Source organism: Mycobacterium mantenii, from assembly GCF_010731775.1.
GTDB classification, from domain to species: domain Bacteria; phylum Actinomycetota; class Actinomycetes; order Mycobacteriales; family Mycobacteriaceae; genus Mycobacterium; species Mycobacterium mantenii.
Genome location: NZ_AP022590.1, coordinates 1,840,461 through 1,864,967, shown reverse-complemented (window position 1 = coordinate 1,864,967; position 24,507 = coordinate 1,840,461). Strand labels below are relative to the sequence as shown.

General features: G+C 69.2%; 19 protein-coding genes and 2 pseudogenes. 14 read left to right on the top strand and 7 right to left on the bottom strand.

What is annotated here, in order from left to right; translation table 11 throughout:
• Window position 1 precedes the first annotated feature (1 nt).
• A complete protein-coding gene (locus G6N50_RS08345; RefSeq protein ID WP_083099773.1) occupies window positions 2-1,282 on the bottom strand; it encodes a glycosyltransferase 87 family protein in 1,281 nt (426 codons plus the stop codon).
• A gap of 108 nt (window positions 1,283-1,390) precedes the next feature.
• On the opposite strand from G6N50_RS08345, the gene G6N50_RS08340 reads away from it, so the two are divergent.
• The 3 genes from G6N50_RS08340 to G6N50_RS08330 are packed head-to-tail and all read left to right on the top strand — an operon-like array spanning window position 1,391 to window position 4,251.
• Complete coding sequence (locus G6N50_RS08340) at window positions 1,391-2,260, top strand: hypothetical protein (protein WP_372510014.1); 870 nt, start codon at window positions 1,391-1,393, stop codon at window positions 2,258-2,260.
• A 21-nt stretch (window positions 2,261-2,281) separates the two neighbouring features.
• The gene (locus tag G6N50_RS08335) at window positions 2,282-2,818 is read left to right on the top strand and encodes a polyadenylate-specific 3'-exoribonuclease AS (RefSeq protein WP_083099776.1); all 537 of its coding nucleotides are present in this window, start codon (window positions 2,282-2,284) and stop codon (window positions 2,816-2,818) included.
• A 44-nt stretch (window positions 2,819-2,862) separates the two neighbouring features.
• On the top strand, window positions 2,863-4,251 hold the full coding sequence (locus tag G6N50_RS08330; protein WP_083099789.1) for a class II 3-deoxy-7-phosphoheptulonate synthase: 1,389 nt from the start codon (window positions 2,863-2,865) through the stop codon (window positions 4,249-4,251).
• Between the two features lie 18 nt (window positions 4,252-4,269).
• Here G6N50_RS08330 and G6N50_RS08325 read toward each other — a convergent pair whose 3' ends face one another.
• Window positions 4,270-5,502 carry a protein kinase domain-containing protein gene (locus G6N50_RS08325; protein ID WP_083099778.1) on the bottom strand — a complete coding sequence of 411 codons (1,233 nt, stop codon included), beginning with the start codon at window positions 5,500-5,502 and terminating at the stop codon, window positions 4,270-4,272.
• Window positions 5,503-5,690: 188 nt separating this feature from the next.
• Here G6N50_RS08325 and G6N50_RS08320 point away from each other — a divergent pair, with 188 nt between their 5' ends.
• Entirely contained in the window at window positions 5,691-6,095 is a 405-nt protein-coding gene (locus G6N50_RS08320; RefSeq protein ID WP_083099779.1) for an Rv2175c family DNA-binding protein, read from the top strand.
• 10 nt (window positions 6,096-6,105) lie between these two features.
• On the opposite strand, the gene G6N50_RS08315 is transcribed toward G6N50_RS08320, so the two are convergent.
• Entirely contained in the window at window positions 6,106-7,647 is a 1,542-nt protein-coding gene (locus G6N50_RS08315) for an alpha-(1->6)-mannopyranosyltransferase A (RefSeq protein WP_083099781.1), read from the bottom strand.
• Between the two features lie 18 nt (window positions 7,648-7,665).
• Window positions 7,666-8,715 carry a bifunctional (2E,6E)-farnesyl/geranyl diphosphate synthase gene (idsA2, locus tag G6N50_RS08310; RefSeq protein WP_083099782.1) on the bottom strand — a complete coding sequence of 350 codons (1,050 nt, stop codon included), beginning with the start codon at window positions 8,713-8,715 and terminating at the stop codon, window positions 7,666-7,668.
• 261 nt (window positions 8,716-8,976) lie between these two features.
• On the opposite strand from idsA2, the gene G6N50_RS08305 reads away from it, so the two are divergent.
• The gene (locus G6N50_RS08305) at window positions 8,977-9,873 is read left to right on the top strand and encodes a mycobacterial-type methylenetetrahydrofolate reductase (RefSeq protein WP_083099784.1); all 897 of its coding nucleotides are present in this window, start codon (window positions 8,977-8,979) and stop codon (window positions 9,871-9,873) included.
• Here the strand turns inward: G6N50_RS08305 and G6N50_RS08300 are convergent.
• The 3 genes and pseudogenes from G6N50_RS08300 to G6N50_RS08290 all read right to left on the bottom strand — a co-directional run bounded on the left by G6N50_RS08300 (window position 9,870) and on the right by G6N50_RS08290 (window position 12,495).
• Window positions 9,870-10,857: pseudogene (locus G6N50_RS08300) on the bottom strand (IS481 family transposase). The gene G6N50_RS08305 and the pseudogene G6N50_RS08300 sit on opposite strands and share 4 nt — an antisense overlap.
• Before the next feature lie 231 nt (window positions 10,858-11,088).
• Window positions 11,089-11,739 carry a lipoprotein LppM gene (lppM, locus tag G6N50_RS08295; protein ID WP_083098771.1) on the bottom strand — a complete coding sequence of 217 codons (651 nt, stop codon included), beginning with the start codon at window positions 11,737-11,739 and terminating at the stop codon, window positions 11,089-11,091.
• Between the two features lie 147 nt (window positions 11,740-11,886).
• On the bottom strand, window positions 11,887-12,495 hold the full coding sequence (locus tag G6N50_RS08290; RefSeq protein WP_083098762.1) for a GNAT family N-acetyltransferase: 609 nt from the start codon (window positions 12,493-12,495) through the stop codon (window positions 11,887-11,889).
• A 330-nt stretch (window positions 12,496-12,825) separates the two neighbouring features.
• Here G6N50_RS08290 and G6N50_RS08285 point away from each other — a divergent pair, with 330 nt between their 5' ends.
• The 9 genes and pseudogenes from G6N50_RS08285 to murD all read left to right on the top strand — a co-directional run bounded on the left by G6N50_RS08285 (window position 12,826) and on the right by murD (window position 24,507).
• The gene (locus G6N50_RS08285) at window positions 12,826-13,227 is read left to right on the top strand and encodes a DUF3040 domain-containing protein (RefSeq protein WP_067833587.1); all 402 of its coding nucleotides are present in this window, start codon (window positions 12,826-12,828) and stop codon (window positions 13,225-13,227) included.
• Window positions 13,228-13,638: 411 nt separating this feature from the next.
• On the top strand, window positions 13,639-14,070 hold the full coding sequence (gene mraZ, locus G6N50_RS08280) for a division/cell wall cluster transcriptional repressor MraZ (RefSeq protein WP_083098760.1): 432 nt from the start codon (window positions 13,639-13,641) through the stop codon (window positions 14,068-14,070).
• The gene (gene rsmH, locus G6N50_RS08275; RefSeq protein WP_142275735.1) at window positions 14,045-15,229 is read left to right on the top strand and encodes a 16S rRNA (cytosine(1402)-N(4))-methyltransferase RsmH; all 1,185 of its coding nucleotides are present in this window, start codon (window positions 14,045-14,047) and stop codon (window positions 15,227-15,229) included. The genes mraZ and rsmH overlap by 26 nt, the downstream gene beginning before the upstream one ends.
• The gene (locus G6N50_RS08270) at window positions 15,226-16,503 is read left to right on the top strand and encodes a hypothetical protein (protein WP_083098757.1); all 1,278 of its coding nucleotides are present in this window, start codon (window positions 15,226-15,228) and stop codon (window positions 16,501-16,503) included. Before rsmH ends, G6N50_RS08270 begins: the two co-directional genes overlap by 4 nt.
• 68 nt (window positions 16,504-16,571) lie before the next feature.
• Window positions 16,572-18,575: a peptidoglycan D,D-transpeptidase FtsI family protein gene (locus G6N50_RS08265; RefSeq protein ID WP_142275734.1), complete on the top strand. Its 2,004-nt coding sequence runs from the start codon at window positions 16,572-16,574 to the stop codon at window positions 18,573-18,575.
• A 245-nt stretch (window positions 18,576-18,820) separates the two neighbouring features.
• A pseudogene (locus tag G6N50_RS08255) lies at window positions 18,821-20,409 on the top strand (UDP-N-acetylmuramoyl-L-alanyl-D-glutamate--2,6-diaminopimelate ligase).
• The gene (locus G6N50_RS08250) at window positions 20,406-21,962 is read left to right on the top strand and encodes a UDP-N-acetylmuramoyl-tripeptide--D-alanyl-D-alanine ligase (protein ID WP_083098753.1); all 1,557 of its coding nucleotides are present in this window, start codon (window positions 20,406-20,408) and stop codon (window positions 21,960-21,962) included. The pseudogene G6N50_RS08255 and the gene G6N50_RS08250 overlap by 4 nt, the downstream one beginning before the upstream one ends.
• Window positions 21,959-23,038, top strand: coding sequence for a phospho-N-acetylmuramoyl-pentapeptide-transferase (mraY, locus tag G6N50_RS08245; RefSeq protein WP_083098751.1), 1,080 nt, complete (start codon window positions 21,959-21,961; stop codon window positions 23,036-23,038). Before G6N50_RS08250 ends, mraY begins: the two co-directional genes overlap by 4 nt.
• Complete coding sequence (murD, locus tag G6N50_RS08240; RefSeq protein WP_083098750.1) at window positions 23,038-24,507, top strand: UDP-N-acetylmuramoyl-L-alanine--D-glutamate ligase; 1,470 nt, start codon at window positions 23,038-23,040, stop codon at window positions 24,505-24,507. The genes mraY and murD overlap by 1 nt, the downstream gene beginning before the upstream one ends.

Sequence of the window (24,507 nt, the reverse complement as noted above, 5' to 3'; positions counted from 1 at the left end):
GCTAGCCGACGGCGGTCGCCGGCGTCAACTGCTGCGGAGCCGCATTCCGCGAAACTCCGCGGGCGGCGACGGTGAACCCGACCGTGACGATGACCGCCAGCGCCCACCACACGTAGGACATCCCGGCGACCTGACGCCACCAGACCGCGCTGGCCTCGTGGTGCTTGGGAAGCAGGTCGATCGGCGACCAGCGCGTCAGCGCCACCCCGACGGCGCTGATCACCATCAGCGCCGCGGTGCGGCGCCGCCAGCCCACAATCCCCGTCACCAGCACCGCCGGCAGCACCCAGACCCAGTGGTGCGACCAGGACACCGGCGACACCACCAGCCCGAACAGCGCGACGCACACCAGCGCGAGGGTGGGCTCGTCGGCGCGCAGCACCCGTCGCATCGCCCACACCGTCACCGCCAGCACCAGCAGCGACGCGGCCACCCAGAGCAGGGAGCGCTCCTGCTCTCCCAGACCCAGCCGGGCCAGGGCTCCGGCGATGTTCTGGTCGGTGTTCAACGACGCGGAACCGATGCGGTCGGTGTGATGCACGGTGTGCGTCCAGTACTCCCACGAGTCGTTCCAGGCCAGAGCAAAACCGAGCAGCGTCGCCCCAACGAAAGACACCAGCGCGATCAGCGCCGCGCGGTTGTCGCGCCTCAGCAGGAAATACAGCAGGAACACGGCCGGGGTCAGCTTGAGCGCCATGCCCAGGCCCAGCAGCAGCCCGCGCGGCCACGGCGTGCGCCGCGGCACGCAGTCGGCGATCACCAGCGTCATCAGCACGACGTTGATCTGGCCGAAGGCGAAGTTCGAGCTGATCGGTTCCAGCCAGATCGTCGCCGCCGCCGCGATGACGATCGCCAGCCACCACCGGCGCAGCCCGGCCGGCCCGGGCAGCGTCGTCGAGGCGCTCCAGACGTCGAGGCGGGTCAGCACGATCACGGTCGACACGACCAGCAGCACCAGCGTCAGGGCGGTGATCGCCACGCTGGCGGTGGGCATGTGCATCCAGGCGAACGGGCAGAACACGATGGCGGCCAGCGGCGGATAGGTGAACGGCAGATCCACGATCGGGGTGTGGAACAGCACGTCCCCGCGGTACAGCGGGTGGCCGTCCATCCAGGCCCGGGCGCCCATCTGGTAGACGTCGATGTCGATGCGATAGGGCGTGTGCCCGAACAGCTGCCACGCCGCATAACTCAGCCCGGCGGCGGCCCCCAGCCAGGCCAGCCCCCACCACAGCGCCCACCCGGGACGCTTGCCCACGCCGGGCGCCTGCCGTGTACTCATGTCGCACAACAGCGTAATGGGTGTTGCGGCCCCGACCCGCCTGGTGCAGTGCGGGTCCCACGGCCCCGGCGCGGACAGGCGTAGGTTTCAAGGGTGCTCCATTCGTTCGTGGCCGAGGTGACCCGATGGTTTGCACATGACATCCACGACCGTGGCCACCTGCCGTTACTGTGCTGCCTGGTCGCCTTCATCCTGACGTTTTTCGTCACGCGGACGTTCGTGCGTTTCATCCGTCACCGCGCCGACACCGGCCGGCCCGCGCGGTGGTGGCACCCGCGCAACGTCCACGTCGGGGGAGTGCACATCCACCACGTGACCTTCGGGGTGGTGCTGACCCTGCTCTCCGGTCTGATGTTGGTCACGTTGTCCATCGACGGTCATGAACCTGAGTTCATCGTTGCCGCAACGCTTTTCGGGATCGGGGCCGCCCTGGTCCTGGACGAGTACGCCCTGATCCTGCACCTGTCCGACGTCTACTGGTCCGAAGACGGCCGCACCTCGGTGGACGCGGTGTTCGCCGCGGTGGCGGTGGCCGGGCTGTTGATCATGGGTCTGCACCCGCTGATGTTCTTCCTGCCGATCTGGCATGGTGCCGACTCGACGGCGCTGCGGGCGGTGGTGGCCGGCGCCATGGCGCTGACCTTGCCGCTGGCCGTCGTGGTGGTGCTCAAGGGCAAGGTGTGGACCGGCCTGCTGGGCATGTTCCTGGTCGTCCTGCTGGTCATCGGCGCCATCCGGCTGTCCCGCCCGCACGCCCCCTGGGCCCGGTGGCGCTACTCCGCGCAACCGGACAAGATGCGCCGCGCGCTGCAGCGCGAGCGGACGCTGCGCCGCCCGGTGGTGCGGGTCAAGCTTTACCTGCAATGCGCAATCGCCGGCACGCCGCGGATGCCCGACGAACGCACGGTCGACGCCACGCTCGACCACGAGATCCACCCCGCGCCGGCGCCCACCGGGCCCATCCTGATCAGTCGCTGACGTTGTCCCTAAGCTTTTGAGGTGCGGTATTTCTACGACACCGAGTTCATCGAGGACGGCCGCACCATCGAGCTGATCTCGATCGGGGTGGCCGCCGAAGACGGCCGCGAGTACTACGCCGTATCCACGGAATTCGACCCCGAGCGCGCCGGCCCCTGGGTGCGCGCCAACGTGCTGCCCAAGCTGCCGCCCCCTGCGTCGCAGCTGTGGCGTTCCCGCCGCCGGATCCGGGAAGACCTGGAGGAGTTCTTCGGCCTGAATTCAGGCAAGGCGACCACCGAGCCGATCGAACTGTGGGCGTGGGTGGCGGCCTACGACCACGTGGCCCTGTGCCAACTCTGGGGAACCATGCCTGAGTTACCGCGATCCATTCCCCGCTTCACCCGTGAACTGCGGCAATTGTGGGAAGACCGGGGCAGCCCGCAAATGCCGCCGCGGCCGACGGATGCCCACGACGCGCTGGTCGACGCCCGCGATCAGCTCCGCAGATACCGGCTCATCACCGCCGGGGACCCAGACGCCGGGTGCGACGAGCCCGCCGAGTCGCGCTCGCGCTGATCAACCTTGACCAGGGGCGTCGGCGCCCCGGCTACGATGGACCGATGAACTGGACCGTCGACATACCGATCGACCAGCTGCCGCCGCTGCCGCCGCTGCCGACCGATCTGCGGGCGCGGTTGGACTCCGCGCTGGCCAAACCGGCCGTCCAGCAGCCCAGTTGGGACGCCGACCAGGCGGGGGCGATGCGCAAGGTCCTGGAGAGCGTGCCGCCCGTGACGGTGCCGTCGGAGATCGTCCGGTTGCAGGAGCAGCTGGCCCAGGTGGCCCGGGGTGAGGCGTTCCTGCTGCAGGGCGGTGACTGCGCGGAGACGTTCACCGAGAACACCGAACCCCACATTCGCGGCAACGTGCGCACCCTGCTGCAGATGGCGGTGGTGCTCACCTACGGCTCGAGCATGCCGGTGGTCAAGGTGGCCCGCATCGCGGGGCAGTACGCCAAGCCGCGCTCGGCCGACATCGACGCGCTGGGGTTGAAGTCCTACCGCGGCGACATGATCAACGGTTTCGCGCCGGACGCCACCGTGCGCGAGCACGACCCGTCGCGACTGGTGCGCGCCTACGCGAACGCCAGCGCGGCGATGAACCTGGTTCGCGCGCTGACGTCGTCGGGACTGGCCTCGCTGCACCTGGTGCACGACTGGAACCGGGAATTCGTCCGGACCTCGCCGGCCGGCGCCCGGTACGAGGCGCTGGCCACCGAGATCGATCGCGGGCTGCGCTTCATGAGCGCCTGCGGGGTGGCCGACCGCAACCTGCAGACCGCCGAGATCTATGCCAGCCATGAGGCTTTGGTGCTCGACTACGAGCGGTCCATGCTGCGCCTGGCCGAGAGCGACAGCGGCGACCCGCAGCTGTACGACTTGTCGGCGCACACCGTGTGGATCGGTGAGCGCACCCGCCAACTCGACGGGGCGCACGTCGCCTTTGCGGAGGTGATCGCGAACCCGATCGGCGTCAAGATCGGCCCGACTATCACTCCGGAGCTGGCCGTCGAATACGTCGAGCGGCTCGACCCGCACAACAAGCCCGGCCGGCTGACCTTGGTGAGCAGGATGGGCAACAACAAGGTCCGCGACCTGCTGCCCCCGATCGTGGAAAAGGTCCAGGCCACCGGGCACCAGGTGATCTGGCAGTGCGACCCGATGCACGGCAACACCCACGAATCGTCCAACGGCTACAAGACCCGCCACTTCGACCGCATCGTCGACGAGGTGCAGGGCTTCTTCGAGGTGCACCGCGCGCTGGGCACCCACCCCGGCGGCATCCACGTCGAGATCACCGGCGAGAACGTCACCGAGTGTCTGGGTGGGGCGCAAGACATTTCGGACACCGACCTGGTCGGCCGCTACGAAACAGCCTGCGATCCAAGGCTGAACACCCAGCAGTCGCTGGAGTTGGCGTTCCTCGTCGCCGAGATGCTGCGCGACTGAGCGCCCCGCGCGGCCCGGCTACAACAATCCGTTGAGGTTGCTCCCGACGGTCCATGCCGCGGTGGCGACCAGCCCGGTGATCGCCAGCACTAACGCCACCCAGACCAGCACCATGCGCCGGTTGTGCTGGCGCACCCACACGAATTCGCTTATCGGAATGCCGGCGAATTCGCCTGTGACGGACTCATATTCGTAATCGTCCTCGGGTTCGTCGTCGGTGTGGGTCGGGCGTTCCGGCTCGGCCCAGTCCTCGGGACCCCTCGTCATCTGACGCGTGGGCTGACGCACCGGCGCCGGATCGTCCGGCCGGGGTTGCTGCGCGGCGGCCGGCCGCTGGCCCATCCGGCTGTGCTGTAGCGCCCTGTGCTGTAGCGCCGCCGAGCGGTGTTGCGCGGAGTTGTGCGGCGCGGGCATCCGAAAGGCCGGCAGCGCAAGCTCATCGGCGATCGCGTCGAGGTCGGCGCGCATCTCCGTCGCATCGGCGTAGCGGTCGGCCGGGTCGCGGGCCGTCGCGCGCTCGACGAATTCGTCGAACTGCGCGGGCACGCCGTCGATGACCGTGCTGGGCGGCGGCACGTCGGTGTCCAGTCGCTGGTAGGCGAGCGACAACGCCGAGTCGCCGGTGAACGGTGTGCGCCCGGTCAACAGCTCGTAGGTCATGATGCCCGCGGAGTAGACGTCGCTGCGCGGACTGGCCTCGCCGTCACGTACCTGCTCGGGCGACAGGTAGGCCGCGGTGCCCAAAATCACGCTGGCGGAGGTGATTCCGGCGGCCGCGACGGCCCGGACCAAACCGAAGTCGGCGATCTTCACCCCGCCGTCGTCGGAGATCAGCACGTTCTCGGGCTTGACGTCGCGGTGCACCAGGCCGGCCCGGTGCGCGGCGGCCAGCCCGCCGAGCACCGGTCGAAGCACCGCCGCCACGGCGTATGGCGGCATGGGTCCGCGTTCGCCCAGCAGTTCGCGCAGCGTGCCACCCTCGATCAGTTCCATCACCAGGAACGGGTGCCGCGCGTCCAAGCCCTGGTCATAGACCGCGACCAGCCCGGCATCCTTCAGCCGGGCCACGGCTTGGGCCTCCCGCTGGAAGCGGGTCAGGAACTGCTCGTCGCCGGCGTAGCGGGAATCCATCACCTTCACCGCGACGGGACGGTCGAGCCGGGTGTCCAGGCCGCGGTACACCGTTGACGTGCCGCCGCTGGCGATCCGGGACTGGACCAGGTAGCGCCCGTCCAGCAACGTGTTCTCCAACGGATCGACCGGCCCGCCTCCGGGTCGGCGACGATCCGGCCCGCCCCGGCCCGAGGCGGGGGCACCTCCCGCTCGCGGGGGAGGGCCGGGCAAATCAGCGTTGGCCACGGGGCCATCGTAGGTGCGCGGCGGTGATTGGCCGGTTGAACACGGGCTCAACGCGGGTATCTAGGCCTACACTTGCCCGGATGAGCAGTATTCCTGCCGGCGACGATGTGCTCGAACCCGACGAGCCGATCTATGACTTGAAGCGGGTCGCCGAACTGCTGGGGGTGTCGGTCACCAAGGTGCACCAGCAACTCCGGGAGGGGCACCTGGTCGCCGTTCGGCGCGACGAGGGACTGGTGGTACCGCAGGTGTTCTTCACCAAGTCCGGTGAGGTGGTCAAAAGCCTGCCGGGATTGTTGACGATCCTGCACGACGGCGGCTATCAGAACACCGAGATCGTGCGCTGGTTGTTCACCCGGGACCCCTCCTTGACAGTCACCCGCGACGGCAGCCGAGACGCCCTCAACAACGCCCGTCCCGTCGACGCCCTGCACGCCCATCAGGCGCGGGAGGTCGTGCGCCGGGCGCAGGCGATGGCCTACTGAGCCCGTCCGCTCATCCGGCGGTGACGTCGGCCGGCTCGGCGTGCCGGGCGGGAGCTCGATACAGGCCGTACCCGGCGATCAGCGCGCACGCGGTGGCCAGCGAAAAGTGCAGCCACGAGTACATGCCGTGCGAGCCATCGGGTTTGAAGATCACCATCACCCAGGTCGACAATCCGCCGATGATCGCGACGGCCCGTCGGGACTGGGCCAGCGGGGCCACGATCGCCAGCGGCCACGAGTAGTACCAGGGCAGGGCGGCCGGCACGAACAGCACCACGATCAGCATCGACCACGCGACGCCGGTCAGCGCGGCCCGGTCGTCGCGGCGGTACCGCCACCACAACAACGGCAGCGCGACCGCGATGATCGCGATGCCGACGAGCCGGGTGACGCGAAGGATCGGATAGAAGCTCACCGGGAAGAACCCGCCGCCGATCGCGTGGATCAGGTTGGCGGCCGCGGTCGGCACGGTCAGCCAGTTGATGATCTTCACCGATCCCGCCAGCGCGGTCAGCCACCCCAGGCCGACGCCGGCCACCGCGGACAAGATTGCGAAGACGACGGCGAAGATCAGCAGCGCTGCCGCCGTGGCGGCGAAAAACGCCGGCACCGCCCGGTAACCCCGCCGATCGCGCAGCTGCCGCATCCACACCCACACCAGGAAGGGCAGTGCGATGCCGGCGGTGGCTTTGACCGCGATGGCGACGGTGATCGATGTGATGCCCGCGATGGGGCGGCGACCCAGCGTCAGCGCGATACCGGCGGTCATCAGGCCCACCATCAGCATCTCGTTGTGCACCCCGCCCATCAGATGGATGAGCACTAAGGGGTTGAGAACGCAGATCCACAGCGCCGTTGAAGCGTCAGCGCCCAGATGGCGCGCCACCCGGGGGGTGGCCCAGATCAACAGCACCAGGCCGGGCAACATGCACAGCCGCAGCAACATGGTGCCCGCCACCACGTTGTTGCCAACCAGGATGGTGACGATCTTCGCCACCAGGATGAACACCGGGCCATAGGGTGCGGTCGTGATCGACCAGATCGGACTGACGTTGTCCAGCAGGCTGTTTGGGTTGGCGACCGGACCGACCGCGTACGGATCCAGGCCGTCGCGCAGCAGTGCGCCCTGCGCCAAATACGAATAGGTGTCGCGGCTGAAGACGGGCACCGACACCAGCAGTGGCGCCAGCCAGAAGCCGGTGGTCGCTTTCATGACGAACTCGGTCGCCTGGCCGGCCAGCACCCGACGGCCCAGGGCAATCCAGGCGATCAGCATCAGACCGACGCCGGTCCACAACACGATCGACGACAGCACCAGTCCGTGGCCGAACCGCAACCAGGACATGTGCATCGACTCGAGCAGCGGGTCGTGCTGGCGGGTGCTGCCCGCACCCAGACCACCGAGGGTGATCAGCACCGATCCCAGCAAGCCCAGCTTCGCCGGACCGGAGTCGCCGGCGGCGACAAAGCTTTTCAGCTGTGAAAACCATTCGCCGCGAGAGGGTTTGGCCGTCGGCGAGTCGGCCGCCGGGGTGTCCGTTGGTGTAGTCATCGGTTCACGGTCATCGGTTCAGGCGGACCGGTTCGTGGCCAGCTTGGCCATCTCGGACAGCCCCGCTTTGGCCGCGCTGTTGATCGGCGCGGCGGCCAGCGTGGCCAGCGCCCGCTGGGTCAGCGTCGCGATCCGCTGTTCGGCCGCGGCCAGGGCGCCCACCGACTCGATGACGTCGCGCAGCCGATCCACTTGCGCGTCGGTCAGCCGGGCTCCGATGGAGGTCCGTAATAGATTGGCCGCCAACGGGTCTGACTTCTCCGCCAGCTCGACGGCCTCGGCCAGCAGCACGGTGCGCTTGCCCGACCGCAGATCATCGCCCGACGGCTTGCCGGTCACCGCGGGGTCGCCGTAAACCCCGAGCACGTCGTCGCGCAGCTGAAACGCCACCCCCAGGTCGGTGCCGAACTGGCTGAAGACGTCGTGGACGTCCGGCCGGTCGGCGGCGGCGGCCGCCCCGAGCTGCAGCGGCCGTGACACGGTGTAGCAGGCGGTTTTAAAGGTGTCGACATTCATCGCCGAGGCGATCGAGGTGGCCGCGCTGGCCTCGGCGACGATGTCGAGGTATTGCCCGCCCAGCACCTCGGTGCGGATGTTGGCCCACACCTGCCGCACCCGCCGATGGGCCTGCGGCGTCAATTCGACACCGAACACGATGTCGTCGGCCCAGGCCAGTGCGAGATCACCGAGCAGGATGGCGGCCGATATGCCGAACTGCTCCGGCGCGCCCTGCCAGTGCCGGTCGCGATGCAGCGTCGCGAACTGGACGTGAACCGTCGGCCGGCCCCGACGGGTCGAGGATTCGTCGATCACGTCGTCGTGCACCAGCGCACAGGCGTGCAGCAGCTCGAGTGCGGAAAACAGCAGCAGCGCTTGCTCATCGGGAGCATGGGTGGTCACGGCGCGCCAGCCCCAATAGGCGAAGGCGGGCCGTAACCGCTTGCCCCCATTGAGCACGAAACCTTCCAGCGCGGCGATCAGACCGCTGTAGTCGTCACCGATGTACGCGGTCTCGATGCGCCGGTCATGCATATACCGCCGCAACTGGTCGGTGATAGCGCCGGTCAACTCGACGGTTGCCGCTGCTTCTGAAGCTCCTAGGCTCAGCGCCGCGCCCCTTCCTGCTCGGCTGGCTGGGTGTTCCAGGCCCGACCAGTGTATTCGCCGCATCACCGGAGCTGCTCTCCCCATGACGCGGGCGGGGCGGGCCCAGTTGCTTCGACTGCCTCACTAACCCGCCCCTATGCTGGCGGGTGCGCTGGGCTCGCGCGGACACCGCGCGGCCACAAGATGCCCCGGGCCAACAGTCGTCAGATGGAGAGAAGCCGCGTGACCCTCAACACCATTGCGCTCGAGTTGGTGCCGCCGAACGCCGACGAAGGTCGGGAGCGGGCACTCGAAGAGGCGCAGAAAGTGGTGCGGAATTCCGCCGAATCCGGTCTAGAGGGCCGGATCCGGCACGTGATGATTCCGGGGATCATCGCCGAGGACGACGATCGTCCCATTCAAATGAAGCCCAAGCTGGATGTGCTCGACTTCTGGTCGGTCGTCCAGCCGGAACTGCCGGGGATCAAAGGCTTGTGCACCCAGGTCACCGCGTTCATGGACGAGTCGTCGCTGCGCACCCGGCTGACCGAGCTGACCTCGGCCGGCATGGAAGGCGTCGTCTTCGTCGGGGTGCCGCGCACCATGAACGACGGCGAGGGCTCCGGCGTCGCCCCCACCGACGCCCTGTCGATCTACCGCGAGCTGGTGACCAACCGCGGCGTCATCCTGATCCCCACCCGGGACGGCGAACAGGGCCGCTTCAACTTCAAGTGCGACCAAGGCGCCACCTACGGCATGACCCAGCTGTTGTATTCCGACGCGATCGTCGGGTTCCTCAGCGAGTTCGCCGGCCAGACCGACCACCGGCCGGAGATCCTGCTGTCGTTCGGGTTCGTGCCGAAGATGGAGAGCCGGGTCGGACTGATCAACTGGCTGATCCAGGACCCCGGCAATCCGGCGGTGGCCCGCGAGCAGGAGTTCGTCAAGCAGCTGGCCGCCGGCGAACCGGCACAGAAACGCCGGCAGATGGTCGACCTGTACAAGCGCGTCATCGACGGCGTCGCCGAGCTCGGCTTCCCGCTGAGCATCCATCTCGAGGCGACCTACGGGAACTCCGGGCCGGCCTTCCAGACGTTCGCGGAGATGCTCGCCTACTGGTCACCGGGCCGGCAGGGCTAGCTGTAGGAGGTCACCACGTTGGTGACGCCGGTGGTGAGTCGTGATGCTGGTGGCTGGCCGTCGGCGGCAGAGTGTGGTCGATGGTAGTTGAAGTGGATGTTCCAGACCTTGAGTGCCTCGCTGCGTTGGGATTCTGAGGTCCAGGTGCGGGCGTAGAGGAATTCTTCGGCCAGGATGCGGTGATATCTCTCTACCTTGCCGTTGTGGCGCGGGGTGTAGGGCGTGATGCGCTGGTGGCGTGCGCCGTGCAGGACGTGGGCGAAGTCGCGGGCGCGGTAGCAGGAGCCGTTGTCGGTGACAATCCGTTGGATGCGGTCGATCCCGTGCGCAGCGAACCAGACCCGGGAACGGTGCATAAATCCGATTGCTGTGATTGCCTTTTCATCGGTGAGCGCTTCGGTGTAAGTCAATCGGGAGTAGCCGTCCACCGCGGAATGCAGATAGACATAGCCGGCGCGGGCCGCTCGCGAGGCTCTGCCCTGGGCGCTGTTCTTGCCGTGCACCCGCCACCCACCACCGTCGGGGATGCGGCCGACCTTCTTGACGTCGACGTGCACCATGTGCCCGGGGCAGCGAGCGATGATACGTTGCGGTACTCGATTCAGATCCCCGCTGGGGTCAAGGAACTTGCGCCGATTGAGCCCCAAGGTCACCAGCTGCCGGCTCACGGTGCGCCGGCCGATCACGATGCCGCGTGCATTGAGTTCGAATGCGATCCGCGTTGCCGACCACTTGCGGCCTCGGCGCATCGCCTCGATCACACTGATGACCTCAGCCGCAGTGGCCGTGGGCTGCCCTACCGGCGCCGACGAGCGGTCGTATAGGCCGAGTTCGCCGAACCGTCGGAACCGGTTGACCCGACTTGGAGGCACACGCCCGCGAGATCCCCATCTCAGCAGCTACGTGGGCAATGGGACGGTCAACGCAGCGGGCAACGAGGCGGCGACGGCCTTCAACGGACAACGGAGCATTACCGTGGGTCATGGACGGGTTCCTTCAGGTTCAGGACGAGGGGTTTGGCGATTTCTCATCCTGCCGCCGAAGGACCCGTCCTCCTCACATCCCGACCATGTCGGCGTCTACAACGTCATGACCCGCAACAGCTAGCCCGCCCGACGACGATGCAGGCCGGTGCGGCCTGAGGAGGAGTTGGGCAAATTCAGCCCGCCCGACGACGATGCAGGCCGGTGCGGCCTGAGGAGGAGTTGGGCAAATTCAGCTGGGCGGCGGTTGGTCGCGCGGTGCGGTCAGCCGCGGTGACCGGTCCCGGCTGACCCAGGCCAGCAGCCCCACCACCCCGGCGGCGGCGAAGGACGCGATGCCCAGCCACACCACCGCTCCGGTGAAGGACCGGGTGTTGGGGTCGGTGTAGCGGGCCTGGGCGGTCATGGTGGTCACCACGCCCGGTTTGAGCTTCCACGACACCACGTCGGGTTCGACCCGGTCGCCGTTGGTGGAGGTCACCACGCCGGGGAAGGCGACCGTCAGCTCGACGTCGGCCTCCGAATCGGTCAGCGCGGTCAGGTCCGCCCGGCCTTCCAGGATCACCAGGTTGCCGTTGCGGCGCAGCGTCAGGTTGACCCCGGAGGCATCGGAGTTCATGTTCGCCAGCTGCGGCAACTCCGCGAACGTCAGATCGGAGAAGACCGCCTGCGAGCCGACGTAGCCGTCGCTGTCGTAGTTCGACACCGCCACCTTCTGGCTGAACGGCAGGTTATTGCTGTCCAGCTGCGGACCGGTGTCTTTGGGGGTCTTGGGTTTGGCGGCGGCGACGATCTCACCGGACACCAGGTCATCGGGGGAGATGGTGAGCGAGGCCCGGACCCGCAGGCATCCGGTGGCCAGCGGCACCAGCATGAGCAACATCGCGATGGCCACCAGGCGGCGCCGTCTAGTTCGAGACGCTCGGGATCCTCGGCTGCGGGGCGGGGGAGAGCTGGCTCGCACCACGTCATCGTGCCAGATCCGATGTGCCCCTTAACGGAGCCTGCCGATGTGTGCCGAGTCAGGGTGCTACAGGGGCAGCTTGCGGCCCAGGATCGCAAACGCCCGCGGGTCGCCGGCGAAGTGATAGCCGCGGATGATGTCGGTGAACCCCAGGCGCCGGTACAACCGCCAGGCGCGATTGGGTTCACCACTGGTTTCCGGCGTGGAGAGCAGCACATTCTGCTCGGTGCGGCCGGCGAGCAGCCGCCGGGCCAACGCCTCGCCGAGGCCGCGACCCTGGGCGTGGGGATGGATGTGCAGCTCGGTCAACTCGAAGTAGCTGTCCATCAGCCGGGAGATCTCCTGGGGCGGCGAGCCGCCGCGCTGCATGCCCAGAACGACCTGCTGCTGCCACCATTGCCCGGGCGCACCGGGATAACCGTAGGCGACGCCGAGCAGCCGGGCGCTGGCCAGGTCTTCCGCCGAGGGCAGCTGTGCGCCTTCGCTGTCGGCTTCTTGGGTTTCCACGACGCCGGCGCCCTGCCAGCCACGTCGCCGGATGTGTTCCAGCCACATCGCGGCGCGCTGATTCTCGGTGCCCCGCGGGTAGCGCATCGCATCGACGTACACCGACAGCGCGTCATCGAGGCGGCGCTCCATGTCGTCGGGAAGCAGATCGATGAGGAATATCGCCAATTCGCGGTGTCCCTCCTCTGATCCAGTTCGTGCGGCGCCTCGCCATTATGTGGTCGCTGCGTACCGGGCCGCTGTCGCCCATTATCGGACCCGTGTGCGACGGGCCGACGAGCGGTGGCACCGGACCGACGAGCCGCCCCGGTACGGGAAGCCGGTTGTAGCGCACGGCCGTTCCGGTCTGGCGGTGTGTCGGGAGACGGTCGGGATAGAATCGGCGCCGAACCAGTGGTATGGGGCAGATTGACCTCGTATCATGCAATTAGTTGCCCCCGCAACGGGCATCAGCGTGTTATCGATAGTCACGTGCCAAACTGTCGGCAAGGAGGGAAAATGCCACTCTCCGATCATGAGCAGCGGATGCTCGATCAGATCGAGAGCGCTCTCTATGCCGAGGACCCCAAATTCGCGTCAAGTGTCCGTGGCGGCGGGTTTCGCGCACCGACCGCCCGTCGGCGGCTGCAGGGCGTAGCGCTGTTCGTCATCGGTCTGGCGATGCTGGTCTCCGGGGTGGCGTTCAAGGCCACGATGATCGGAAACTTCCCGATCCTCAGCGTCTTCGGGTTCATCGTCATGTTCGGCGGGGTGATCTTCGCGATCACCGGCCCCCGGTTGTCCGGCAGGTCCGATCATTCCGGCCCGGCCCCCACATCGCTGCGTCAGCGTCGCAACAAGAGCGGGGGTTCGTTCACCAGCCGCATGGAGGACCGCTTCCGCCGCCGCTTCGACGACTAAGCGCATCCGCGCACTCGGGGCAGCCGGCCGGCTGCCCCGATTTGTTTGTCCGGGACCGGGTGTCGGCGTCCCTGCCGTCGCGGGTCTGACGCCTGCGCAACCGTCGATGCCGTTTTGCGGCCCAATCGAGGCCTAACCGAGGCGCGTCGCAACTTCTGAGCCCCACTGGCCCCCACTACTGTTCCCCACTACGCCCCACAAATCGCGTTTTTCCTGGTTGGCAGGCTGTGGTCGATGACCCGGAACCTGCCCGGGCGCGGCCTCGACACACCCCGTCCGAGGCGTTTACGGCCTCCTGACGACGCATAATCCCGGAAACGCCACGGCGACACTCAAAGAATGGGGTGAAGTGGGGGATTGTGGGGTATGGTGGCTGCAGTGTTTGGGTGACCTCGAACGGGAGGTGAGCTGGTGTTTCTCGGCACCTACACGCCCAAACTCGACGACAAGGGGCGGCTGACGTTGCCCGCCAAGTTCCGCGACGCACTGGCAGGGGGGTTGATGGTCACCAAGAGCCAGGACCACAGCCTCGCCGTCTACCCGCGGGCGGAATTCGAGCAACTGGCCCGCCGCGCGAGCAAGGCGTCGCGGAGCAACCCGGACGCCAGGGCCTTCCTGCGCAACCTGGCCGCCGGCACCGACGAGCAGCATCCCGACACGCAGGGCCGGATCACCCTGTCGGCCGACCACCGTCGTTACGCGAGCCTGTCCAAGGACTGTGTGGTGATCGGTGCGGTCGATTACCTCGAAATCTGGGATGCGCAGGCCTGGCAGGACTATCAGCAGACCCACGAAGAGAACTTCTCCGCGGCCAGCGATGAAGCACTCGGCGACATCATCTGAGGCGCATGCCCGTGCAACGTGGCCTCTGCCCGAACCGACCCTGACGTACTTCCCCAACGCCAGGTTCGCGTCTTCGGTCAGAGGCCTCGATGCAGGGGCGCCGCGCCCGATCAGGTGCCGGCAGATCCGTGGAGGCGTTGCGGTGGCTGACAATTCAAGTTCCGACGATTACGGGCATGTCCCCGTGCTGCTGGAGCGCTGCGTCGAACTGCTCACGCCCGCCCTGACTCGTCAGCACCCCGACGGGTCGGGGGCGACCCTGGTCGACGCCACCCTGGGCGCCGGCGGACATGCGGAACGGTTCCTGACCGACCTGCCCGGCCTGCGGCTGATCGGACTGGACCGCGACCCCAGCGCGCTGGACATCGCCCGGGCGCGGCTGGCGCGCTTCGCCGACCGGGTCACCTTGGTGCACACGCGCTACGACGGCATCGCGGACGCGCTGGCCGAATCGGGTTATGCGGCAACCGAATCGGTGGACGGAATGCTATTCGACCTCGGGGTGTCGTCGATGCAGCTGGATCGCGCCGAGCGCGGCTTCGCCTACGCCCAGGACGCGCCGCTGGACATGCGGATGGACCCCTCGGCTCCGCTGACCGCGGCCGACATCGTCAACACCTACGACCAGGCGAAGCTGGCGAGCATCCTGCACCGCTACGGCGAGGAGCGGTTCGCGCGTCGCATCGCCGCGCACATCGTTCGTCGACGCGCCCGCGAGCCGTTCACGTCGACCTCGGACCTGGTAGCCCTTCTCTACGAAGCGATTCCGGCCGCGGCCCGGCGCACCGGCGGGCATCCGGCCAAGCGCACGTTCCAGGCCCTGCGGGTCGCGGTCAACGACGAACTCGACACGCTGCGCCGTGCGCTCCCGGCCGCCCTGGACGCTCTGAGCGTCGGCGGGCGCATCGTGGTGATGGCCTACCAATCCCTGGAGGACCGAATCGTCAAGCGGCTCTTCGCCGAGGCCGTCGCGTCCCGCACCCCGGTCGATCTGCCGGTGGAACTTCCCGGCCATGAGCCCCGATTCCGGGCCCTGACGCACGGCGCTGGACGCGCCGACGCCGCCGAGGTCGAACGCAATCCACGAAGTGCCGCAGTGCGATTGCGGGCGCTGCAACGAATGGAATCACAGCACGCTAGCGGGAGAGGCGACGCATGAGAGCAGAACGCGAGACGTCGAAACGGCGCGGTAGCAGCGACCGTCGGGGCGGACGCGATGGTTCTGCCCGACGGAGAGCTCGCCCCGGGGCCGAATCCGGATTGGCGCGGCGCACCCGGAGCGGCCGGTCGGCGCCCGCCCGCGAAGCCCGGGCGCCCAAGTCCGGACCGCAGACCAGCCCCATCGCCCGGCCGGTCGAGCGGCCGGCGCGGCCTAAGAGCACCAGCCAGGCCAAGGCGCGGGCCAAAGCCCGGAAAGCGAAGGCCCCCAAGGTTGTCCGTCCCCGCCTGAGCGAAAGATTGGCCGCTCGGCTGGCATCGATCGACCTGCGACCGCGGACATTGGCCAGCAAGGTCCCGTTCGTCGTCCTGATCATCGGTGCGCTGGGCATCGGGCTCGGGCTCACGCTGTGGCTGTCCACCGACTCCGCCGAACGTTCCTACAAGTTGAGTCACGCCCGGGAGCGGACCCGGTTGTTGCAGCAGCAGAAGGAAGCGCTGGAGCGCGACGTGCGCGAGGCCGAGGCCGCCCCTGCGCTGGCCGAGGCGGCCCGCAAGCAGGGCATGATCCCGAGCCGAGACACCGCCCACCTGGTCCAGGACCCGTCCGGCAACTGGGTGGTGGTCGGCACGCCCAAGCCGGCCGACGGGGTTCCGCCACCGCCGTTGAACAACAAGCTTCCCGACGAGGCGCCGCAACCCCCCATGCCGCCGGCCGCCCCTCCCGAGGTCTCGGTTCGGGTGGAACCGGCCCCTGGCGCCCCGGCCCGGTCCGGCCCCGAAGCGCTGCTGCGCGCTCCCGACGGCGCGTCGACGGTGGGCGGTCAGCACCTACCGCCGGCGGTGCCTCCGGTGCCCGGCGCGCCTGCCGCCCCCGGTGTGTCGGTGCCCGGTACGCTGCCCGGCATGCCAGGTGGACCGGCGACGGGTGCATTGCCCGGTATGCCCGTATCCCCGCCAGCCGGTGCGCTGCCCGGTGCACCCGCCGCTCCGCTCACCGGACGCGCGCCCGGCGTGCTGCCGGCGCCGCCCACGCCCGGGCTGCCCATGCCGGCCGGGCCCGCGACTGCTCCGGTACCCGCCGAGGTGTCGATTCCCCTGGGCGGGTTGCCGATTCCCGCTCCCGGCCAGGTGCCCGCGCCGTTGCCCGCCGAGATCCCGGTTCCCTTGCAGGTGGGCCGCCCGGCGGCGCCGGCTCAACCCGCAAATCCCGTCGCGCCGCCTAACGGCCTGCCCGGGCCCGCGGCCTTCGCGGCGCCAGGTGCCCCCAGGTGAGCCGCGGTGAATCCCCGCGGGCACGCCGGTCCCAGTCGGCACGGCCGACACGTGGTCCCCGGAAGGACTTGGCGGGCAAGGGTGGACGGCAACCCACGCGTCGCCCGAAACCGCAGCAAGCCGAAGTCGGCCGGGGCGTTGAACAGCCTAAGCGCTTCCGGAAAGCCAAGCAGGCCAAGGGCGTAGGGGCCACGCAGCGGTCCGAGGCGGTGGCGGCGGGGCACTCGGCGCGGGAGCGCCGCACCCGCCAGCTGGTGGAATTGACCAGCCGCGGCGGGTCGTTCGTCTTCCGGCATCGGGCCGGCAATGTGGTCATTCTGGTGTTGATGCTGGTGGCCGCCGCCCAGCTGTTCGTCCTGCAGGTGACCAACGCCCCGTCGCTGCGCGCCCAGGCCGCCGGCCAGCTCAAGGTCACCGATGTGGAAAAGGCGGTGCGCGGCAGCATCATCGACCGCCGCAAAGACCAGCTTGCCTTCACCATCGAGTCGCGTGCGCTGACGTTTCAGCCGAAACGGATTCGCAAGCAGCTGGAGGAAGCCAAGGCCAAGAATTCGGCCGCTCCCGATCCGCAGCAGCGATTGCGCGATATCGCCAAGGAGGTCTCCAGCCGCCTGGGCAACAAGCCGGACTCGTCGACGGTGTTGAAGAAGCTGCAAACTGACGAGAACTTCGTCTATCTGGCGCGTGCGGTGGATCCCGCTGTCGCCAGCGCGATCTCGGACAAATACCCCGAGGTAGGCTCCGAACGTCAGGACCTGCGCCAGTATCCGGGCGGATCGTTGGCGGCCAACATCGTCGGCGGCATCGACTGGGACGGTCACGGACTGCTGGGCCTGGAAGAGGCCATGGACTCGGTGCTGTCCGGCACCGACGGTGCGGTCACCTATGACCGCGGCTCCGACGGCGTGGTCATTCCCGGCAGTTACCGCAACCGGCACCGGGCGGTCAACGGCTCGATGGTCCAGCTGACCCTCGACGACGACATCCAGTTCTACGTGCAGCAGCAGGTTCAGCAGGCCAAGAATGTGTCTGGCGCGCACAATGTTTCGGCTGTCGTGCTCGACGCGAAGACCGGCGAAGTGTTGGCCATGGCCAACGACAACACCTTTGACCCCTCCCAGGACATCGGGCGTCAGGGCGACAAACAGCTGGGCAACCTGGCGGTGTCCTCGCCGTTCGAGCCCGGCTCGGTGAACAAGGTGATCACCGCGTCCTCGGTCATCGAGTACGGGCTGTCAAATCCCGACGAGGTGTTGCAGGTCCCTGGCACCATCCAGATGGGCGGGGTGTCCATCCACGACGCGTGGGATCACGGCGTGATGCCCTACACCACCACCGGGGTCTTCGGAAAGTCTTCCAACGTCGGCACGTTGATGCTCGCGCAGCGCGTCGGCCCGGAACGCTTCTACGACATGGTCCGCAAATTCGGTCTGGGGCAGCGCACCAATGTGGGGCTGCCCGGTGAGAGCGCCGGACTGGTGCCGCCGATCGACCAGTGGTCGGGCAGCACCTTCTCGAACTTGCCCATCGGCCAAGGTCTTTCGATGACACTGCTGCAGATGACCGGCATGTATCAGGCGATCGCTAATGACGGGCTGCGGATACCGCCGCGGATCATCAAGGCCACCATCGCACCCGACGGCACGCGTACCGAAGAGCCGCGTCCGGAAGGCGTGCGGGTGGTGTCGCCGCAGACGGCGCAGACGGTGCGCAACATGCTGCGTGCCGTCGTGCAGAAGGACCCGATGGGTTACCAGCAGGGCACCGGGTCGGCCGGCGCGGTGACGGGCTACCAGATGGCCGGCAAGACGGGTACCGCGCAGCAGATCAACCCGGCCTGCGGCTGCTACTTCGACAACGTCTACTGGATCACGTTCGCCGGTATGGCCACCGTCGACAACCCCCGGTACGTCATCGGCATCATGATGGACAACCCGGAGCGCAACGCCGACGGCACACCCGGCCACTCGGCGGCCCCGCTGTTCCATAACATCGCCGGCTGGCTCATGCAGCGCGAGAACGTGCCGCTGTCGCCGGACCCCGGCCCGCCGCTGACGCTGCAGGCCACCTAGCGGCGATCGCCAGCGCGGCGAAGCCGGGTGCAGCGGGTCGCCGCCAGACAGGCGGAGCGGCGATCGCCAGCGCGGCGAAGCCGGGTGCAGCGGGTCGCCGCCAGACAGGCGGAGCGGCGATCGCCAGCGCGGCGAAGCCGGGCGCAGCGGGTCCTCGCCCGAACCCCGGGAGGCGCTCGGCGGCCCCGTCGGCGCGCGGATCACCTCGTGGCCGGTTGCGGCTAGGTAGGGTGTCATGGCCGATCATGAGGATCACGCGGCGTCGGAGGGAGGTGTGACTGAGGTGGTGTCGGTGCCCACTGGGTTACGCCCCAGCGCCGCCGCGGGTGTGCGGCTGCCCGCGCTCGCCGACCAGGTCGGCGCGGTGCCGGCGGACGGTCCAGGTCAGGGTGCCGGCGTGCCCGACGTGACCATCACCGGCGTGACGCTGCGCGCCCAGGACGTGCGGCCCGGTGACCTGTTCGCCGCGCTGGCCGGTCTGACGACGCACGGGGCCCGCTACGCCGCCGAGGCGATCGAAGGTGGCGCGGTGGCCGTGCTCACCGATCCCGCTGGAGTGGCCGAGATGCGCGCGGCCGGCGCCCCGACGGTGCCGACGCTGGTGCATCCCGACCCGCGCAGCGTGCTCGGCGGCCTGGCCGCCACGGTGTACGGGAACCCGTCCGAGCGGGTGGCCGTCATCGGCATCACCGGCACCTCCGGCAAGACAACCACCACCTATATGGTCGAATCCGGTCTGCGCGCCGCCGGCCGCAGGGCCGGGCTGATCGGCACGATCGGCATCCGCATCGACGGCGCCGACATCCCCAGCGCGCTGACCACTCCGGAAGCCCCCACGCTGCAGGCGATGCTGGCGGCGATGGCCGAACAGGGCGTGGACACCGTCGTCATGGAGGTCTCCAGCCATGCGCTGGCATTGGGCCGGGTGGACGGAACCGGCTTCGCGGTAGGCGGTTTCACCAACCTGTCGCGCGACCACCTCGACTTTCACCCCACCATGGCCCACTACTTCGACACCAAGGCCAAGCTGTTCGACCCGGACTCGCCGCTGCGGGCCCGCCGCGTGGTGGTGTGCATCGACGACGAGGCCGGGCGGGCCATGGCGAATCGAGCCGGCGACGCGATCACCGTCAGCGCCGAGGGGCGGCCCGCGCACTGGCGCGCCGTCGATGTTGCCCCGATGGGCGCCGGGGGACAGCAGTTCACCGTCGTCGACCCCGGCGGCGCGCAGCATCAAATCGGGGTCCCGCTACCCGGCCACTACAACGTCGCTAATTGCCTTGTCGCACTGGCACTTCTGGACGCGGTGGGGGTGTCACCGGAGGATGCGGCGCCGGGACTGCGGCAGACCCGGGTGCCGGGGCGCATGGAAGAGATCGACGCCGGGCAGGACTTTCTGGCGCTGGTCGACTACGCCCACAAGCCGGGTGCCTTGCGGGCGGTGCTGACCACGCTGGCGGGTCCGGGCCGCCGGCTGGCGGTAGTGTTCGGCGCCGGCGGCGAACGCGATCCGGGCAAACGGGCGCCGATGGGCGCGACCGCCGCCGAGCTGGCCGATCTGGTCGTCGTTACCGACGACAACCCGCGCGGTGAGGACCCGGCGGCAATTCGCCGGGAAATCCTGGCCGGTGCATCCGAAAGTGGTTATGCGGCAGAGGTTGTCGAGATCGCCGATCGGCGCGAGGCGATCAGGCGCGCGGTCGCCTGGGCGGGTCCCGGTGACGTCGTGCTGATCGCCGGCAAGGGCCACGAAACGGGACAGCGCGCCGGCGGCCACACCCGTCCCTTCGACGACCGCGTGGAGTTGGCGCAGGCGTTGGAGAATCGCGCATGATCGACCTGACGGTCGCGCAGATCGCCGAGATCGTCGGCGGCACCCTGGCCGACATCTCGGCGCAGGACGCCGCGGAACTTCACGTCACCGGGACGGTCGAATTCGACTCACGCGCCGTCAAGCCGGGCGGGCTGTTCCTCGCGCTGCCGGGAGCGCGCAGCGACGGGCACGACCACGCGGCCTCGGCCGTCGCGGCCGGTGCGGTGGCCGTCCTGGCCGCGCGCCCGGTCGGGGTGCCGGCCATCGTCGTCGCACCCGAGGGGGCTTCGGGATCGCGGGCCGGGGTGCTCGAGCACGACCCGGACGGCTCGGGGGCCGCAGTCCTGGCCGCGCTGGCCAAGCTGGCCCGGGCGGTGGCCGCCGAACTGGTGGCCGGCGGGCTGACCATCGTCGGCATCACCGGATCGTCGGGGAAGACCTCGACCAAGGACCTGGTGGCCGCCGTGCTGGCGCCGCTGGGCGAGGTGGTGGCCCCGCCGGGGTCGTTCAACAACGAGCTCGGGCATCCGTGGACGGTGCTGCGCGCGACGGCCGACACCGACTACCTGGTTCTCGAGATGTCGGCGCGCCATCCCGGCAACATCGCCGCGCTCGCCGAAATCGCCACACCGTCGATCGGGGTGGTCCTCAACGTCGGCACCGCGCACCTGGGCGAGTTCGGCTCACGCGAGGCCATTGCCCAGACGAAATCCGAACTGCCGCAATCGGTTCCGGCTTCCGGCATGGTAGCCCTGAACGTCGACGATCCGGCGGTGGCCGCGATGGCGGGGGTGACCGCCGCCCGGGTGGTCCGGGTCAGCCGCGCCGAGCACACCAGCGCGGGTCCCAGCGACGTGTGGGCCGGGCCGGTGTCGCTCGACGAGTTGGCCAGGCCGCGGTTCACGCTGTACCGGCGCGACGCGTCGGGGGTGAGGCAGGTGCCGGTGCAACTCGGTGTCTATGGCGATCATCAGGTCGGCAACGCCTTGTGCGCGGCCGCGGTCGCGCTGGAATGCGGCGCCGACCCCGAACAGGTGGCGGCCGCACTCGCCGGGGCGGGTCCGGTGTCGCGGCACCGCATGCAGGTCACCACCCGCGCCGACGGAGTTACCGTGATCGACGATGCCTACAACGCCAACCCCGATTCGATGCGGGCCGGGCTGCAGGCGCTGGCCTGGATCGCGCACGGCGGGGGCGAAGCGGGCGCGCGACCCCGCCGCAGTTGGGCGGTGCTCGGCGAAATGGCCGAGCTCGGTGAGGACGCCATAGTCGAGCACGATCGCATCGGCCGGCTGGCCGTGCGCTTAGATGTGTCTCGACTCGTTGTCGTGGGAAGTGGGAGGTCGATGAGCGCCATGCACCACGGAGCGGTCATGGAGGGTTCCTGGGGCGCAGCCGATAAGGGGGCCGTCAACGTCGCCGACAGCGATGCCGCTCTGGCGTTACTGCGGGCCGAGGTGCAACCCGGCGACGTCGTCCTGGTCAAGGCGTCGAACTCGGCCGGCCTCGGTGCGCTGGCCGACACCCTGGCCGCCGACGACTCGGCGGGCGTCAACGGCGGGATGCGCCCGTGAGGCAGATCCTGATCGCCGTCGCCGTCGCGCTGACCGTGTCGATCCTGCTGACCCCTGCGCTGATCCGGTTGTTCACCCGGCAGGGATTCGGCCACCACACCCGCGAGGACGGCCCGCCCACCCACCACGCCAAGCGGGGCACGCCGTCGATGGGCGGGGTGGCCATTCTGGCCGGCATCTGGGCGGGCTACCTGGGCACCCACCTGGCCGGGCTGGCCTTCGACGGTGAGGGCGTGACCGTGTCGGGCCTGTTGGTGCTGGGACTGGCCACCGTGCTCGGCGGCGTCGGATTTCTCGACGACCTGATCAAGATCCGCAGGTCGCGCAACCTGGGCTTGAACAAGACGGCCAAGACCGTCGGGCAGGTCGCCGCCGCGGTGCTGTTCGGCGTGCTGGCGCTGCAGTTCCACAACAACAACGGCCTGACACCGGCCAGCGCGGATCTGTCCTACGTGCGCGAGATCGCCACCGTCACCCTGGCGCCCGGGCTGTTCGTGCTGTTCTGCGTGGTCGTCGTCAGCGCCTGGTCGAACGCGGTCAACTTCACCGACGGCCTGGACGGGCTGGCCGCCGGGAGCATGGCGATGGTCACCGCCGCCTACGTGCTGATCACCTTCTGGCAGTACCGCAACGCCTGCGTCACCGCGCCCGGGCTGGGCTGCTACAACGTGCGCGATCCGCTGGATCTGGCGCTGGTCGCGGCGGCGACCGCCGGCGCCTGCATCGGCTTTCTGTGGTGGAACGCCGCGCCCGCCAAGATCTTCATGGGCGACACGGGATCCCTGGCGCTGGGCGGCATCATCGCGGGCCTCTCGGTGACCAGCCGCACCGAGATCCTCGCCGTCGTGCTGGGCTCGCTGTTCGTCGCCGAGGTCACCTCGGTCGTGTTGCAGATCTTGACGTTTCGCACCACCGGGCGCCGGGTGTTCCGGATGGCGCCCTTTCACCACCACTTCGAATTGGCCGGCTGGGCCGAGACCACGGTCATCATCCGCTTCTGGCTACTGACCGCGATCGCCTGCGGGCTGGGCGTGGCCCTCTTCTACGGTGAGTGGCTGGGCGCGATCGGTGCCTGATGAGCGGTCTTGAGGCCCCGCTGGAACCGCTGGCGCCCGGCACGCCGGTGCTGGTGGCCGGGGGCGGGGTAACGGGCAGGGCGGTGCTGGCGGCGCTGACCCGATTCGGCGCGGCGCCCACGATGTGTGACGACGACCCGGCCACGTTGCGCGGCTTCGCCGAGGCCCGCGTGGCGACCGCGGCCACCTCGACGGCGATCGAGCAGATCTCCCGTTACGCGCTGGTGGTCACCAGTCCCGGGTTCTCGCCGACCACCCCGCTGCTGGTCGCCGCCGCGGCGGCGGGGGTGCCGATCTGGGGTGACGTGGAGCTGGCCTGGCGGCTCGACGTCGCGGGCCATTACGGACCGCCGCGCCGCTGGCTGGCGGTGACCGGAACCAACGGCAAGACGACCACCACGTCGATGCTGCACGCCATGTTGACCGCCGGCGGCCGGCGCAGCCTGCTGTGCGGCAACATCGGCGAGCCGGTGCTCGACGTCCTGCCCCAACCCGCCGAGCTGCTGGCTGTGGAGCTGTCGAGCTTCCAATTGCATTGGGCGCCTTCGCTACGGCCGGAGGCCGGTGCGGTGCTCAACGTCGCCGAAGACCACCTCGACTGGCATGGCAGCCTGGCCGCGTACGCCGCGGCCAAGGCGCGGGTGCTCGATGGCCGGGTGGCGGTGGTGGGCCTGGATGACAGCCGGGCGGCTGCGTTGCTGGACACCGCCCGGGCGCCGGTGCGCGTCGGCTTCCGCCTGGGCGAGCCGGCGGCGGGGGAGCTGGGCGTGCGCGACGGCCAGCTGGTCGACCGCGCCTTCGCCGACGACCTGGCGCTGCTGCCGGTCGAGTCCATCCCGGTGCCGGGGCCGGTCGGGGTGCTCGACGCCCTGGCCGCCGCGGCGCTGGCGCGCTGCGTCGACGTGCCGGCCGAGGCGATCGCGGCTGCGATCGCCTCGTTCCAGGTGGGCCGGCATCGGGCCGAGGTGGTGGCCGTCGCCGACGGGATCACCTACGTCGACGACTCCAAGGCCACCAACCCCCACGCCGCTGAGGCATCCGTGCTGGCCTATCCCCGGGTCGTCTGGATCGCCGGTGGGCTGCTGAAGGGCGCGTCCGTCGACGCCGAGGTGGCCAGGATGGCGTCCCGGCTGGTCGGGGCCGTGCTGATCGGCCGAGATCGGCAAGAGGTTGCAGAGGCGTTATCGCGACACGCGCCGGATGTACCCGTCCTCCACGTTGTGACAGGCGAGGATGCTGGTATGGATGCGACTGCTGTGGTTGTTGGGGCAGATGTGACAGAAGTGAAACAATTCGGTGGCGATCTGAGCGCGGCGGTGATGGACGCGGCGGTAGCTGCGGCGCGCACCGTGGCCAAGCCCGGCGACACCGTCCTGCTGGCACCGGCGGGCGCATCGTTCGACCAGTTCGCGGGTTACGCCGACCGTGGCGACGCCTTCGCGGCGGCCGTGCGCGCGGCGCTCCGGTAG